Raw genomic sequence first — 14,594 nt, 5'->3', positions numbered from 1 at the left:
AGCCACCGGCCCTAGTAGTCGATCCTGGAGTCAAGCGTGTTCCAGGTGTTGAACGGTTCCAGCGGCGCGGGCGCCTGAGGGTCGCCCAGTTCCAGCTTGGCTACCGGCATCAGGGCGCCCCGGTTCTCGTTCTCGAAGAATTCGTAGAAGACGGCGTCGTCGAAGCCCACCGAGGCGGCGTCGTGACGGTCCGCGGCGAAAACCACACGGTCAATGCGGGCCCAGAGTGCGGAGGCCAGGCACATGGGGCATGGCTCGCAGCTGGTGTACAGGATGGCTCCACTAAGATCGAACGTACCGAGTTCGCTGCAGGCCCGGCGGATGGCCGTGACCTCTGCGTGTGCGGTGGGATCGTTAGTGGCGGTGACGCGGTTGACGCCGTCGAAGGTTTGACCGTCGGCGGTGACGATCAGGGCGCCGAACGGGCCCCCGTTGTTCAGGACGTTGGCAGTTGCCAACTGGATGGATCTGGCCAGAAATGCTTCGGCCGTGACGGTGGTACTCATGGTGCGTACTCCCTTTGCTGTGGAAGCCGGTACCCCGTTGCGGGACCAAAAGAACCAGTTGCGACGGTTACCAGGCTTCAGCATGTGCTGTGAAGGTTAAGTTGCGCCTGGTAGATAGCTTCCCGGGTAGGGCGCCCGCCTTTGGCAATATTGAGACTAGCACCGGAATGTGAGCCGCGCCATAGTTTTTGGAAATTTAATTTCGCCATGTGAAATCCGTGGTTCCGAACTGTCACAATCGGCGGGCGTTGACGGGTTGCCGTGAGCCACTTTACGCTGATGGCGGGCCGCCACTTTCGCAGTGCCGGTCACCTGGATCAGCAGACAGGGCCTCACTGAGCTGGAACCTTTCGGCACCGAAAATCTTCGGCACCAACAGACAAGGAACCGCACATGACCCTGACACGTCCGCACGCCGCCGCATCCAGGCTCTGGATCAAAAACCCTCTCTCCGCCTTCACGGCGAACGGCCTCGACGCCTCAGGCGGCCTTGTGGTCGCCGGCGGAAAAATCGTTGAGGTCCTGGCCGCCGGGCAGCAGCCGTCCGCCCCCTGCCAGGAGACGTTCGACGCCGGCAACCACGTGCTGCTCCCCGGCCTGATCAACACCCACCATCACTTCTACCAGACCCTCACCCGGGCCTGGGGGCCGGTGGCGAATGCCCCGCTGTTCCCCTGGCTGCAGAACCTTTACCCGGTCTGGGCGCGCCTGACTCCGGACAGTTTGGAACTCGCGGTGAAAGTGGCCCTGGCCGAGCTGCTGCTCTCCGGCTGCACCACGGCAGCCGACCACCACTACCTGTTCCCCGCGGGGCTTGAGGACGCGATCGACGTGGAGGTCGGCGTCGTACGCGAACTGGGCATGCGGGCCACACTCACGCGCGGCTCCATGACGCTCGGCGAGGACGACGGCGGCCTGCCGCCGCAGTCCACGGTGCAGCACCCGGAGATCATTCTGGCGGACAGCGAACGCCTTATTTCCCAGTACCACGAGCGCGGCGACGGCGCCGTCATCCAGATTGCCCTGGCCCCGTGTTCGCCGTTCTCGGTGACCAAGGAAATCATGGCCGAGAGCGCAGCCATGGCCGAACGGCTGGATGTCCGGCTGCACACGCACCTCGCCGAGACCATCGACGAGGAGGACTTCTGCCACTCGATGTTCGGCCTGCGCACCGTGGACTATCTGGAAAGCGTCGGCTGGCTGGGCAACCGCACCTGGCTGGGCCATGGCATCCACTTCAACGACGACGAGATCGGCCGGCTAGGTGCCGCGGGCACCGCCGTCGCCCACTGCCCGACGTCGAACATGCGGCTCGCGTCAGGCACCGCGAGGGTGCTGGAACTTGAGGCCGCCGGGGTGCCGGTGGGACTGGGCGTGGACGGATCGGCGTCAAACGATGCCTCCAACATGATCCTCGAGGCCCGGCAGGCGCTCTATCTGCAGCGGCTGCGCTACGGCGCCGATGTTCCGGTGGAACGCGCGCTTGGGTGGGCCACGCGGGGCTCCGCCGCCGTCCTGGGCCGCAACGATATCGGCCAGTTGGCACCCGGGATGCAGGCCGATGTGGCACTCTTCCGCCTCGACGAGCTTCGATTCTCCGGCAGCCACGATCCGGTGGCGGCGCTGCTGCTGTGCGGGGCGGACCGCGCGGACCGGGTGATGGTGGGCGGAGAATGGCGCGTGGTGGACGGGCAGATCCCGGGCCTGGACGTCGCGGGGCTCGTTGCGGAACACTCGGCAGCGGCGCGGAAGCTGATGGCCGGGTAGGTCTATTCTCGCCGTTTCCATGGTTCCCTGCGCACACGACGCTCAGCGACGTCGTACCTGCAGGGGACCGTCGAAACGGGGCCCAAACACCAGGTCTGGCTGCCACATCCGATCGTTGCTAGCGTGGCGGAATGAGCCCGTCGAAGACCCCGGCCGAGATCCTCAACATTGCCGGCACCGAGGTGCGCATCTCGAGTCCGGACAAGGTGGTGTTCCCCGATCCCGGGCTGACCAAGCTCGCTCTGGTGCGCTACTACCTCGCCGTCGCGGATGGGGCGCTGCGCGGTGCGGGCGGCCGGCCAATGGTGCTCAAGCGCTTCCCTAAGGGCATCGACGCTGAGCCGTTCTTCCAGAAGCGCGTGCCCGAAAACCACCCCGACTTCATCGACACGGCGACGTTGCACTACGCGTCGGGGACGTCGGCTAAGGAGGCCGTCATCCGGGATGCCGCGGGCCTGGCGTGGGTGCTGAATCTTGGCTGCCTCGACCTCAACCCCCATCCCGTGCGCGCCGAGGACCTCGAGCACCCCGACGAGCTCCGCGTCGACCTCGATCCGATGCCGGGAGTCGGCTGGTCCCAGATCGTTGATGTCGCGTATATCGCGCGGGAAGTCCTCGACGACGTCGGACTTGTGGCGTGGCCGAAGACGAGCGGGTCGCGCGGACTCCACATCCTGGTGCCCATCGCGCCGCAGTGGTCGTACCGCGACGTGCGGCTCGCCGCCGAGACCCTGGCCCGCGAGGTCGAGAACCGCGCTCCCGGCCTCGCCACCGCGCGGTGGTGGAAGGAGGAGCGCGGCGAGAGTGTATTCGTCGACTTCAACCAGAACGCAAAGGACCGCACCGTGGCATCCGCGTACTCAGTCCGGTCCCTGCCCGATGCCCGGGTCTCGACTCCGCTCACATGGGACGAGGTCCGCTCCATCCGGCCGGATCAGTTCACTGTGCCTACGGTGCTCAAGCGTTTCGCAGAGGTGGGAGACCCGCACGCCGGCATCGATGACGCGGTCGGCACACTCGACGAACTCCTCGCCTTGGCTGCCGAGCTCGGCCGCGCCGAGAAGCCTCCGCGCGGCGGAGACGGCTCCGGCCGCCGGCAGTCGGTGATGCCTCTCATTGAGATGGCCCGGACCACGTCCAAGCCCGAGGCGCTCGCGGCGCTCGGCGAGTGGAAGTCCCGGCATGCGGATCTCGTCCCGGCCCTGCATCCGGCCGATGTGCTCGTCGACGGAATGCGCGGGACAAGCTCGCTCTGGTACAGGGTGCGGGTGAACCTGCAGCACATCCCCGAAGCGGAGCGTCCCACGCAGGAGGAGCTCATCGCCAATTACGACCCATGGGCCGGCAAGGAGTGGCTGGGGCGCCCGGGGCAGCAGCTCTAGGGACGCCGGCCGCCGAAGCCCGGCAGGCCGTGGACCCAACGCGAGAAGCGGCCCGGAACATGCTCCCGGTCTGCGGGCAGATAGAAGTCCGGATCCGTTCCGCCTCCGAGGGGGAGGTAGAACTCCTGGACGGCGGGTGCTGCCGTGTCTTCCGGCGCGACCGGCGTTGTGTCCTGCTGGTACATCTGATCCTCCTTCGAGGTGGTTGAGGGGTACTGCGATGATTCCGCAAAGTGGAAAAGAACTTTTGCTATGTGAAATAGCCTAGACTGCCGGGTCTCGGTACGTCAACGTTCCAGGAGACTCTCAGTCACAAAGCGATTTTTCAGATTGTGATGTACACCACCCCCTAGCTGGGCTATTCTGTACCTAACTCGTGGCGCAAGTCACGTAACCTGGGAGCAGCAGGCAGGGTCGTAATGAGCTGGCATCAATGGATGTCGGCTCTTTTTTGTTGGGTCGGCTCCACCAGAAACGCGCTTGAAACACGCGCTTAATTTCGTTGGTGGACCTTTAGGGTTCCACCTCGCAGAAGTTGGGATATGACCATGAGCAACAAAATCGTCCTCGGCGACAACCAGTACGGCAAGGCAGAAGTCCGCGTCGTCAAAGTCACCCGCGACACCGACCGCCACCAGATCGAAGACCTGAACGTCACCTCGCAACTGCGCGGCGATTTCCAGGCTGCGCACCTCCAGGGCGACAACGCACACGTCGTCGCCACGGACACCCAGAAGAACACCATCTACGCCTTCGCCCGGGAGGGCGTTGGCTCCCCCGAAGCCTTCCTGCTTCGCCTCAGCGAGCACTTCACCTCGGGCTTCGAATGGGTCACGGGCGGCCGTTGGGAAGCCGAGTCCTACACCTGGGACCGGATCCAGGCGCACGGCTCCGAACACGACCACAGCTTTGTCCGCAACGGGCAGGAAGTCCGCACCGCCGTTGTGGTCCGCGAAGGCGCCACAACGCACCTGATCTCCGGACTCAAGGACCTGACCGTTCTGAAGACCACGCAGTCCGGCTTTGTCGGCTACCCGCGCGACAAGTACACCACACTGCCGGAGACCACAGACCGCATCCTGGCCACGGACGTCTCGGCCCGCTGGCGCTACAGCACCGGCCTGGATCTCGGGGCCACGGACTTCAACAAGAGCTACGACGACATCAAGGGACTCCTCCTTGAGGGCTTCACGGAGAACTACTCCCACGCCCTGCAGCAGACCCTGTTCGACATGGGCAAGAAGGTCCTGGAGGCACACGGCGAAGTGGACGAGATCAAGTTCTCGATGCCCAACAAGCACCACTTCCTAGTTGACCTGTCCCCGTTCGGCCTCGACAACCCGAATGAGGTCTTCTTCGCCGCGGACCGCCCCTACGGCCTGATCGAGGCCACGATCCAGCGCGAGAACTCGGGCTCGGCCCCCGCTGCGTGGAACGGCATCGCCGGGTTCTGCTGACCCGCACCGTCACCACCCCGCCCCGGCCTGGAGTTTTTGTCCACTTAAAGCGACTTCAGTACCCGTGAACCCGCTGCATCTGCCCAAAAACTCCGGGCTGGGGCGACCCAGCCGAACAAAGTTAGCCAGACCACGTTAGCCAGACAAAGACGTCTGCCATGAACCAGAAAGTCTGCTGTGAACCTCAAGAAAAAGTCCCCCAGCTTGGCCGCCAAGACCGGCCGCCAGCCCTCCGACCGTCCCGAAGACCAGCGCCTCTCCATTGGCAGCAGCTTCGCCTACGGCTTCCAGCACGTCCTGACTATGTACGGCGGCATCATCGCCCCACCGCTCATCATCGGAGCCGCAGCTGGCATGTCCTCAACGGACATCGGCCTGCTCATCGCGGCTTGCCTGTTTGTCGGCGGCCTGGCCACCATCCTGCAAACCGTGGGCATCCCGTTCTTCGGCTCGCAGTTGCCGCTGGTCCAGGGCGTTTCGTTCGCCGGGGTCTCCACCATGGTGGCCATCGTCCACGGCGGCGGGGGCATCCAGTCCGTCTTCGGCTCGGTCATCGTCGCCTCGCTCATCGGCCTGGCCATCACCCCATTGTTCTCCAGGATCATCCGATTCTTCCCGCCGGTGGTCACCGGCACCGTCATCACCACCATCGGCCTGACGCTCATGCCGGTGGCCGCCAACTGGGCCATGGGCGGCAACAGCAAGGCACCCAACTACGGCAGCGTGGCCAACATCGGCCTGGCCGCCGCCACCATGGGCATTGTGCTGTTGCTGAGCAAGGTGGGCAGCGCCACGATCTCGCGGCTGTCCATCCTGCTGGCGATGATCATCGGGACGGCCATCGCGTTCGTCACCGGCATGGCCGACTTTTCCAAGGTGGGACAGGGCGAGATCGTCGCGTTCCCCACCCCGTTCGCCTTCGGCCCGCCCACGTTCCACATTGCGGCCATCATCTCCATGCTGATCGTCATCCTGGTGACCCTGACCGAGACCTCAGCAGACATCATCGCCGTCGGCGAGATTGTGGGGACCAAGGTGGATTCCAAGCGCATCGGCGACGGCCTGCGCGCAGACATGCTCTCCAGTGCGATCTCGCCGATCTTCGGCTCCTTCACCCAGAGCGCCTTCGCCCAGAACGTGGGCCTGGTTGCCATCACCGGCATCAAGAGCCGCTTTGTGGTCAGCGCCGGCGGCGTCATCCTGGTGGTGCTGGGGCTGCTGCCGGTCCTCGGCCGGGTGGTAGCGGCGGTGCCCACGCCCGTCCTGGGCGGTGCCGGCGTCGTACTCTTTGGAACGGTGGCCGCCAGCGGCATCCGGACGCTGTCCAAGGTGGAGTACAAAAACAACATGAACCTGATCATCGTGGCGGCGTCCATCGGCTTCGGCATGATTCCGATCGCGGCGCCGGCCTTCTACGACCAGTTCCCGTCCTGGTTCGGCACCATCTTCCACTCCGGCATCAGCTCCGCGGCCGTAATGGCCATCCTGCTGAACCTGCTCTTCAACCACCTGAAGGCCGGCAACTCGGAGAACCAGTCCGTATTTGTGGCCGGCACTGGCCGGGTGGTCACCGAAGCTGACGTGAAGTGCCTCGCCGACGGCGACCGCTTCGAGGGCGGCAAGCTAATCGACGCCGAGGGCAAGGAAGTCCCGGTGGAGTCGTCGTCGAAGTCTGACCACTAGGCAAACCGTCCACCCCACCACCACGCAAAGCGCGAACTGGCAGCAAATGCCCTCAAATGTGGAATTTGAGGGCATTATCTGCCAGTTCGCGCTGTTTTGGTTGGACGCTGTTGTGGTTGAGGTAGGACGACGGCGGGACGCGTCAGTTCTGGTTGAGCTCCGCCGAGATCGCCATCGCGGCCTGGCGCAGCAGCGGCACGGCACGGTCGGCGAAGCTCTGGTCCACCCGCGTGATCGGTCCGGAGACCGAGATGGCGGAGGGGGTCGGCGCGTTGGGCACGGCCATCGCGAAGCAGCGCACGCCGAGCTCCTGCTCTTCCTCGTCAATGGAGTAGCCGCGCTCACGGATCAGCTTGAGATCGGCAAGGAGGGAATCGATATCGCCGATGCTCTTGGCCGTGGGGGTGGGCATGCCGGTGCGGGAGACGATGCCGCGCACCACGTCGTCGTCCAGCTGGGCCAGGATCGCCTTGCCGACGCCGGTGTCGTGCGTGTGGGCTCGGCGGCCCACTTCGGTGAACATGCGCATGGAGTGCATGGAGGGCACCTGGGCCACGTAGATGACCATGTCCGAATCCAGCACGGCCATGTTGGAGGTTTCGCCGAGGCGCTCGACGAGGTTCTTCAGCTGCGGGCGGGCCACGGCTCCAAGCTGCTTGTTGGCGCCTTCGCCAAGCCGGATCAGCCGGGGTCCCAGTGCGTAGCGGCGGTTGGGCAGCTGGCGGATGTACCCAAGCGAGACCAGGGTGCGCAGCAGGCGGTGGATGGTGGGCAGGGGCAGATCCGTGGAGGAGGAGAGCTCGCTGAGCGTAACGTCTCCGCCGGCGTCTGTGATGAGTTCCAGCAGTTCGAAGACGCGCTCGACGGACTGCACGCCTCCGGAGGCTTTTTCGGCCATTCCGTTGTCTCCTAGTGGCTCAGATTCTGACAACTCATATCCACATCGTGAAAAGAGTTGCTTAGAACACTCAAGATACAGCACAACAGGGCCGTGAGCGATGCTTCCAAACACGACCGTCAGGGGGTTGCATTTCCACCTTGCAGATAATAATATCCATAATACGAAAACATTTGATTTAAGCGTGGCCCGGATTGGGCCTGTACGAGGAGGAAATTCAATGGCGAACCCGAGCCCCGGAAATTCGATCACCCTGCGCGTCGCCGCGCCGTCGAGCTTCACCGCCACCAGCGAACTGGCTGCGGCCGTCGCTGCCGCCGGCGCAGCCATCACAGCACTTGACGTCACGGAATCCCACCACGACACCTTGGTTGTGGACGTCACCTGCAACACCATCGACGACGACCACGCCACACGCGTCAAGGACGTCCTGAACGCGCTCGACGGTGTCACGGTCCAGCACGTCTCGGACCGCACCTTCCTGATGCACCTGGGTGGCAAACTCGAGGTAGTCCCCAAGGTGGCCCTGCGCAACCGCGACGACCTCTCCCGTGCCTACACTCCGGGCGTCGCGCGCGTCTGCCTCGCCATCGCGGAGGACCCGTCAGCGGCCCGCAACCTGACCGTCAAGCGCAACACGATCGCCGTCGTCACCGATGGTTCCGCAGTGCTCGGCCTGGGCAACATCGGCCCCGCCGCCGCCCTGCCGGTCATGGAAGGCAAGGCCGCATTGTTCAAGCAGTTCGCCAACGTGGACGCCTGGCCGGTCTGTCTGGACACCCAGAACACCGAGGAAATCATCATGATCGTCAAGGCTCTGGCCCCGGTCTACGGCGGCGTGAACCTTGAGGACATCGCAGCCCCGCGCTGCTTCGAGATCGAAAACCGCCTGCGCGAGGAACTCGACATTCCCGTGTTCCACGACGACCAGCACGGCACCGCGATCGTCACCCTCGCAGCCCTCCACAACGCGCTGCGCGTGGTGGACAAGAAGCTCTCCGAGGTCCGCATTGTTGTCTCCGGCGTCGGCGCTGCAGGCTCGGCCATCATCCAGCTACTCAAGGCCCAAGGAGCGCAGCACATCGTTGGCGCCGGCCGCTCCGGAGCCATCCACTCGGGCCAGCAGTACGACGACGAGCACCGCTCCTGGATCGCCGAGAACACCAACGAGGAAGGCTTCTCCGGCACCCTGCACGAGGCCATGGCCGGTGCCGACGTCTTCATCGGTGTCAGCGCCCCGCACGTGATCGGCGAAGAGCAGGTCGCCTCCATGGCAGAGAACGCGATCGTCTTCGCCATGGCCAACCCGACGCCGGAGATCGACCCTGTCATCGCGGCCAAGCACGCCGCCGTCGTGGCCACGGGCCGCAGCGATTTCCCCAACCAGATCAACAACGTGCTGGCCTTCCCGGGCTTCTTCCGGGGGCTGCTCGACGCCGGCGCCAGCGACATCACGCCGGAGATGCTGGTGGCCGCCGCAGACGCGATTGCCAACCGGGTAGCTGACGAAGAGCTCAACGCGAGCTACATTATCCCCAGCGTCTTCGATCCTCATGTCGCCGCCGATGTGGCTGCCGCCGTGGCAGGCGCAGCTCACGCCGCCAGTGCTCTCTAGAAAAGGACTTACGAACATGGCTATCACTGTCACTGACCGCCAGCCGGTCGCCCGTGCCGAAGAGATCCTCACCCCCAAAGCCCTGGCCTTCGTCGAGGAGCTGCACCGGCGCTTCGCCGGCAAGCGCAACGAGCTGCTCAAGGCTCGCGAGGCCAAGCGCGACGGCGTCGCCCGCACCAGCCGCCTGGATTTTCTCCCGGAGACGCAGGAGATCCGCGACGGCGACTGGAAGGTCGCCGAGGCGCCCGCCGCGCTGCAGGACCGCCGCGTGGAGATGACCGGCCCGGCCACCCCGGCCAAGATGGCCATCAACGCCCTGAACTCCGGCGCCAAGGTATGGCTGGCGGACCTCGAAGACGCCAGCACACCCACGTGGCCGAACGTCATCGATGCCATCCTCAACCTGCGCGACGCCGCCCAGGGCACCTTGTCCTACACCTCATCCGAAGGCAAGGAATACACGCTCCGCACCGACGCTCCGCTCGCCGTCGTGGTGGCCCGCCCGCGCGGCTGGCACATGGAGGAGCGCCACCTGCTGATCGACGGCGCCCCCACCGTGGGTGCGCTGGTGGACTTCGGCCTGCACTTCTTCCACACCGCCAAGCAGCTGCTGCTCAACGGCCACGGCCCGTACTACTACCTGCCCAAGATGGAATCGCACCTTGAGGCTCGCCTCTGGAACGAGGTCTTCGTCTTCGCCCAGGACTTCCTCGGCATCCCGCAGGGCAGTGTCCGCGCCACGATGCTGATCGAAACCATCCCGGCCGCGTTCGAAATGGACGAGTTCCTCTACGAACTGCGCGACCACGCCTCCGGCCTGAACGCCGGACGCTGGGACTACCTGTTCAGCATCATCAAGTACTTCCGCGACGCCGGCGAGGAATTCGTGCTGCCGGACCGCGCCACCGTGGTCATGACGGCTCCGTTCATGCGCGCCTACACCGAGCTGCTGGTCAAGACCTGCCACCGGCGCGGCGCCTTCGCCATGGGCGGCATGGCCGCCGTCATCCCCAACCGCCAGCAGCCCCAGGTCACGGCCGCGGCCTTCGACAAGGTCCGTGCCGACAAGACCCGCGAGGCCAACGACGGATTCGACGGCTCCTGGGTTGCCCACCCAGACCTTGTGTCCACGTGCCGCGAAGTGTTCGACGCCGTCCTGGGCGACCCGGGAAAGGGCGGCCGCCCCAACCAGCTGGACAAGCAGCGCCCGGAGGTCAGCGTCACGGCCGACCAGCTGATCGACGTCGCGTCCGCCAGCGGGGACATCACCGAGGCAGGCCTGCGCCTGAACCTCTACGTCGCCGTCGCCTACACCGGCGTGTGGATCTCCGGCAGCGGTGCTGTCGCCATCCATAACCTGATGGAAGACGCCGCGACCGCGGAGATCTCCCGCTCGCAGGTGTGGCAGCAGATCCGCAACAAGTCGGTCCTGGCGGACACGGGCAACACCGTGACCCGCGAGCTTGTCAGCCGCATCCTGGGCGAGGAAACCGAGCGCCTGCGCATCGAGTTCGGCGACCAGCAGTTCAAGGCCTACTACGAGCCGGCTGCCAAGCTGATCAAGGACATCTGCCTGTCCGAGGACTACACAGACTTCCTCACCACGCCTGCCTACGAGTTGGTGTAAGGATGGCTGCGCAGTCCCTGACCGCGGCGGACCTCGCCGCCATCGACACACAGCTGGCCGCCACCGACCAGCTGCTGGAACGCAATTACCCCGGCGACGACGGCACCCGCCAGCCCGTGCACACCGTGTACGTGCCGGCGGACCGTTTCACGCCGTCGTTCGCTGCCGACTGGGGCGCCCAGGCGCTCACGACGGCGGAGGCACACGGCGGACTTGAGAAGCTCGGCGCGCTGCTGGGCCAGGAGCCGGAGCTCGCTGCCGCCGTCGCCGCACGGGTCGCCGCCAAGCTGCGGACGGAACCGATCGAGGACCTGCGCCTCGATTTCGAGGATGGCTTCGGCGACCGCGGCGACGAAGCGGAGGACGTGGCAGCGGTCGCGGCGGCCCGGGCTGTCAGCGAAACAGTGGCCACCGGCACTGCGCCGCCGTTCATCGGTATCCGTTTCAAGTGCTTCGAGGCGCCCACCCGGGCACGCGGCCTGAAGACCCTTGACCTGTTTGTCTCGACGCTGGCCTCCGCCGGCGAACTTCCTGCCGGGCTCATCCTGACCCTGCCCAAGGTCACCACCGTGGCCCAGGTGCAGGCGATGGACTTCGCAGTGTCCCGCCTGGAGGAAGTCCATGGGCTACCGGCCGGCCGGCTCCGCTTCGAGGTACAGGTGGAAACGCCGCAGCTGATCCTCGGGCCGGAAGGCAATTCTCCCGTGGCGCAGTTGCCGCACGTGGTTCCGGGACGCATCAGCGCCCTGCACTACGGCACCTACGACTACAGCGCCTCACTGCAGATCTCGGCCGAGTACCAGTCCATGGAGCACCCGGTGGCGGACTTCGCCAAGGAAGTCATGCAGTTGGCCGTCGCCGGCACGGGCATCCGGCTCTCCGACGGTTCCACCAACATTATCCCGGTGGGCGACGCCGTCGAGAATGCCTGGACGCTGCACGGACGACTCGTCCGCCGCTCGCTTGAACGTGGCTACTACCAGGGCTGGGACCTGCACGCTGCCCAGCTGCCCAGCCGTTTCGCTGCCACGTACGCTTTCTACCGTGAGGGCCTCCCGGCCGCCGCTGCGCGTCTGCGCAACTACGTGGAACGCACCGAAGGCGGGGTCATGGACGAACCCGCCACGGCCCGGGCCCTGGCCGCCTTTGTCCTGCGCGGCGTCCAGTGCGGCGCGGTCGGGATCGAAGAGGTCCAGGCGCTGGCCGGCGTCGAACTCCCCCACCTGACTGCACTGGCGCACCCGCGGCTGGCACAGTCCACTTCGAAGTAAGGATCCAATGATGGGCAAGTACTACTACCCCCAGGGCGGTCTGCCGCCGCAGACGCACCTCACCACGGAACGGGCAATCGTCACGGAGGCCTACACGGTCATCCCCAAGGGCGTCATGACCGACATCGTGACCAGTATTCTGCCTGGTTTCACCAACACACGTTCCTGGATCATTGCCCGCCCGATCTCCGGCTTTGCCACCACGTTCTCGCAGCTGATCGTTGAGATCGGCCCGGGCGGCGGCGCTCCCAAGGCAGAGTTCGAGGCCGGCGTGGAGGGCGTCGTCTTCGTCACCAAGGGCAAGGTCAACTTGACCCTCGATGGGGAACTGCACCAGCTCGAGGAGGGCGGCTACGCCTACCTGGCTGCCGGTTCCACCTGGGGGCTGGAAAACGTCTCGGATGACATCGTCTCCTTCCACTGGATCCGCAAGGCCTACGAGCGGCTTGAGGGTTACGAGGCCAAGTCCTTCGTCACCAGTGACGCGGAAGTTGAAGCCGGCGCGATGCCTGACACCGAGGGCGTCTGGAAGACCACCCGCTTCGCGGACCCCAACGACCTGGCCCACGACATGCACGTGAACATCGTGACGTTCCAGCCGGGCGGTGTGATCCCGTTCCCGGAGACCCACGTTATGGAGCACGGCCTGTACGTCCTGGAGGGCAAGGGCATGTACCTGCTTAACAACGACTGGGTAGAGGTGGAGGCCGGCGACTTCATGTGGCTGCGCGCCTTCTGCCCGCAGGCCTGCTACGCCGGCGGTCCGGGCCAGTTCCGCTACCTGCTCTACAAGGACGTCAACCGCCAGATCCGCCTCACCTAGGCTGCCGCTTTACCGGCTGGCCGCCGAAATCGCCGGAACTGCGCCGGGTCGCCGCAAATTTGCGGCGACCCGGACACGGTTCCGGCGATTTCGCGTTGAGGTGAGCCTCTGTGACAAGACCTGCCACCGGCACCCCTGCTGGCACTCGTCACCGGCTGCAGCAAGCCCGCCGCCGGCGCCGACGGGCTGGCCGTCGTCGGGATCCTCGCCATGGCAGGGACCGCCAATGCGGCGTGGGCGCCGTTCACGGACGGTGTGCCTGCCGCAGCCGGCGGGCAGAAGGTAGCGGCCGGCGTCGTGGACCTCCCGGCGCTGTTCCCGGCGTCGCTGGACCATTTCGCTTACGACGGCAGTCTGACCACTCCACCCTGCTCGGAAGGCGTGCGCTGGCTGATCCTCACGACCCCCGTCGAGCTGGGAGTCGAACAGCTCGCCAAACTTCCTGCGGCCCACGCGGGCAACAGCTGGCCGGTCCAGCCGCTCAATGGCAGGGACGTCTTTGCGGTCGATCAGTAAAGTCGCCGCAGGGCACGCCGCTTCCTAGGTCAGACCGTGGCGGGGTCCGTGTTGGCGCCGCAGAGGATCACGGCCACGCGTTCCCCCTCCGCCGGGACGTAGGCGCCGGAGTGCAGGGCAGCGAAGGCCGTGGCCGCGCCGTGCTCCACGATGATGCGGTACTGCTCCCACAGCAGGGAGCGGGAGGCCACGATGTCCTCGTCGGAGACCAGCACAGCGTGGACGCCGGTACGGACGGCCACGTCGAAACCGATCCGGCCGATCTGCCGGGCCCCCAGGGAGTCGGCGGCGATCCCGGAGATGGTCACGTCCACGGGGGTCCCGGCCGCGAGTGCGGCGTGCAGGGTGGGCGTGGATTCGGACTCGACGCCCACCACTTTGGCCCGGCCCTCCACGGCGGCCGCGACTCCCGCCATGAGCCCGCCGCCGCCCACGGCCACCACCACGGTGTCCACATCGCCCAGCTGCTCCAGCAGCTCGGTTCCGAGGGTGCCGGCGCCGGCGGCAATCTCGGGCTGGTCGTAGGCATGGCAGTAGACCGCGCCCGTCTCGGCGGCGTAAGCCATCGCGGCGTCGTACGCCTCGGAGTACTCGGTACCGCGCTGGACCACGTTGGCGCCGATGGCCCAGAGCTTCTTGACCTTCACGGCCGGGGCAGTCTCGGGCACGAACACGGTGGCAGGGACGCCGAGGTGAGCCGCGGCGTAGGCGTTGGCGAGGCCGGCGTTGCCGCCGGAGGCCACCACAATGCCCACGTCGTCCTTCAGTTCGCCGCGCTCCCGGCAGGCCAGGACCCGATTGAACGCGCCCCGGGCCTTGAACGTGCCGGTGTGCTGCATGAACTCGCACTTGAGCCACACCTCGCCGGGGAACGGGCCGCGGTCTGCCTGCAGCACCGGCGTGACGCGGATCCTCCCGGCAATCCGGGCAACGGCTTCGTCGACGTCGGCGCGTGTGATCATGGGGGAATCCTCGTTCCGGGTGGGTTGCGTAGGTTCAACGCTTCAGGCTATCGCCCGTGTGGGCGGGCCTTAGACAACGCACGAAAT

The 14,594-nt window shown here is 66.0% G+C and carries 13 protein-coding genes; 9 read left to right on the top strand and 4 right to left on the bottom strand.

The window, feature by feature from the left end; all coding sequences use genetic code 11:
- Positions 1-11 precede the first annotated feature (11 nt).
- Positions 12-506, bottom strand: a complete 495-nt coding sequence (locus tag ACZYZ4_RS00515; protein WP_463857244.1) for a nucleoside deaminase — start codon at positions 504-506, stop codon at positions 12-14.
- Positions 507-899: 393 nt separating this feature from the next.
- Here ACZYZ4_RS00515 and ACZYZ4_RS00510 point away from each other — a divergent pair, with 393 nt between their 5' ends.
- Together ACZYZ4_RS00510 and ligD are read left to right on the top strand one after the other, a co-directional pair.
- Positions 900-2,273, top strand: coding sequence for an 8-oxoguanine deaminase (locus ACZYZ4_RS00510; RefSeq protein ID WP_463857243.1), 1,374 nt, complete (start codon positions 900-902; stop codon positions 2,271-2,273).
- A gap of 131 nt (positions 2,274-2,404) precedes the next feature.
- Complete coding sequence (gene ligD / locus ACZYZ4_RS00505; RefSeq protein ID WP_463857241.1) at positions 2,405-3,655, top strand: non-homologous end-joining DNA ligase; 1,251 nt, start codon at positions 2,405-2,407, stop codon at positions 3,653-3,655.
- Here ligD and ACZYZ4_RS00500 read toward each other — a convergent pair.
- The gene (locus tag ACZYZ4_RS00500) at positions 3,652-3,840 is read right to left on the bottom strand and encodes a hypothetical protein (RefSeq protein ID WP_463857239.1); all 189 of its coding nucleotides are present in this window, start codon (positions 3,838-3,840) and stop codon (positions 3,652-3,654) included. The two genes, ligD and ACZYZ4_RS00500, sit on opposite strands and share 4 nt — an antisense overlap.
- Positions 3,841-4,197: 357 nt before the next feature.
- On the opposite strand from ACZYZ4_RS00500, the gene pucL reads away from it, so the two are divergent.
- Together pucL and ACZYZ4_RS00490 are read left to right on the top strand one after the other, a co-directional pair.
- Complete coding sequence (pucL, locus tag ACZYZ4_RS00495) at positions 4,198-5,112, top strand: factor-independent urate hydroxylase (RefSeq protein WP_463857237.1); 915 nt, start codon at positions 4,198-4,200, stop codon at positions 5,110-5,112.
- A 177-nt stretch (positions 5,113-5,289) separates the two neighbouring features.
- Positions 5,290-6,795 (top strand): nucleobase:cation symporter-2 family protein, encoded by a 1,506-nt coding sequence (locus ACZYZ4_RS00490; protein WP_463857235.1) that lies wholly within the window; start codon positions 5,290-5,292, stop codon positions 6,793-6,795.
- 142 nt (positions 6,796-6,937) lie between these two features.
- On the opposite strand, the gene ACZYZ4_RS00485 is transcribed toward ACZYZ4_RS00490, so the two are convergent.
- The gene (locus ACZYZ4_RS00485; RefSeq protein WP_463857233.1) at positions 6,938-7,693 is read right to left on the bottom strand and encodes an IclR family transcriptional regulator; all 756 of its coding nucleotides are present in this window, start codon (positions 7,691-7,693) and stop codon (positions 6,938-6,940) included.
- 220 nt (positions 7,694-7,913) lie between these two features.
- Between ACZYZ4_RS00485 and ACZYZ4_RS00480 the strand changes: the two genes are divergently transcribed.
- From ACZYZ4_RS00480 to ACZYZ4_RS00460, 5 genes are all read left to right on the top strand, one after another.
- Entirely contained in the window at positions 7,914-9,308 is a 1,395-nt protein-coding gene (locus tag ACZYZ4_RS00480) for an NAD(P)-dependent malic enzyme (protein ID WP_463857231.1), read from the top strand.
- A 16-nt stretch (positions 9,309-9,324) separates the two neighbouring features.
- On the top strand, positions 9,325-10,935 hold the full coding sequence (aceB, locus tag ACZYZ4_RS00475; protein WP_463857229.1) for a malate synthase A: 1,611 nt from the start codon (positions 9,325-9,327) through the stop codon (positions 10,933-10,935).
- A 2-nt stretch (positions 10,936-10,937) separates the two neighbouring features.
- Entirely contained in the window at positions 10,938-12,206 is a 1,269-nt protein-coding gene (locus ACZYZ4_RS00470; RefSeq protein WP_463857227.1) for a DUF6986 family protein, read from the top strand.
- Positions 12,207-12,216: 10 nt separating this feature from the next.
- Positions 12,217-13,029: a bifunctional allantoicase/(S)-ureidoglycine aminohydrolase gene (locus ACZYZ4_RS00465; RefSeq protein ID WP_463857870.1), complete on the top strand. Its 813-nt coding sequence runs from the start codon at positions 12,217-12,219 to the stop codon at positions 13,027-13,029.
- Positions 13,030-13,149: 120 nt separating this feature from the next.
- Positions 13,150-13,545: a carbonic anhydrase family protein gene (locus ACZYZ4_RS00460; protein WP_463857868.1), complete on the top strand. Its 396-nt coding sequence runs from the start codon at positions 13,150-13,152 to the stop codon at positions 13,543-13,545.
- Positions 13,546-13,574: 29 nt separating this feature from the next.
- On the opposite strand, the gene ACZYZ4_RS00455 is transcribed toward ACZYZ4_RS00460, so the two are convergent.
- On the bottom strand, positions 13,575-14,507 hold the full coding sequence (locus tag ACZYZ4_RS00455) for a threonine/serine dehydratase (protein ID WP_463857225.1): 933 nt from the start codon (positions 14,505-14,507) through the stop codon (positions 13,575-13,577).
- Positions 14,508-14,594: the final 87 nt, after the last annotated feature.

The sequence above is a fragment of the Pseudarthrobacter adonitolis genome (genome assembly GCF_055412845.1).
The sequence above is the reverse complement of the archived record's forward strand: the minus strand, read 5'-3'. Positions and strand labels throughout refer to the sequence as shown.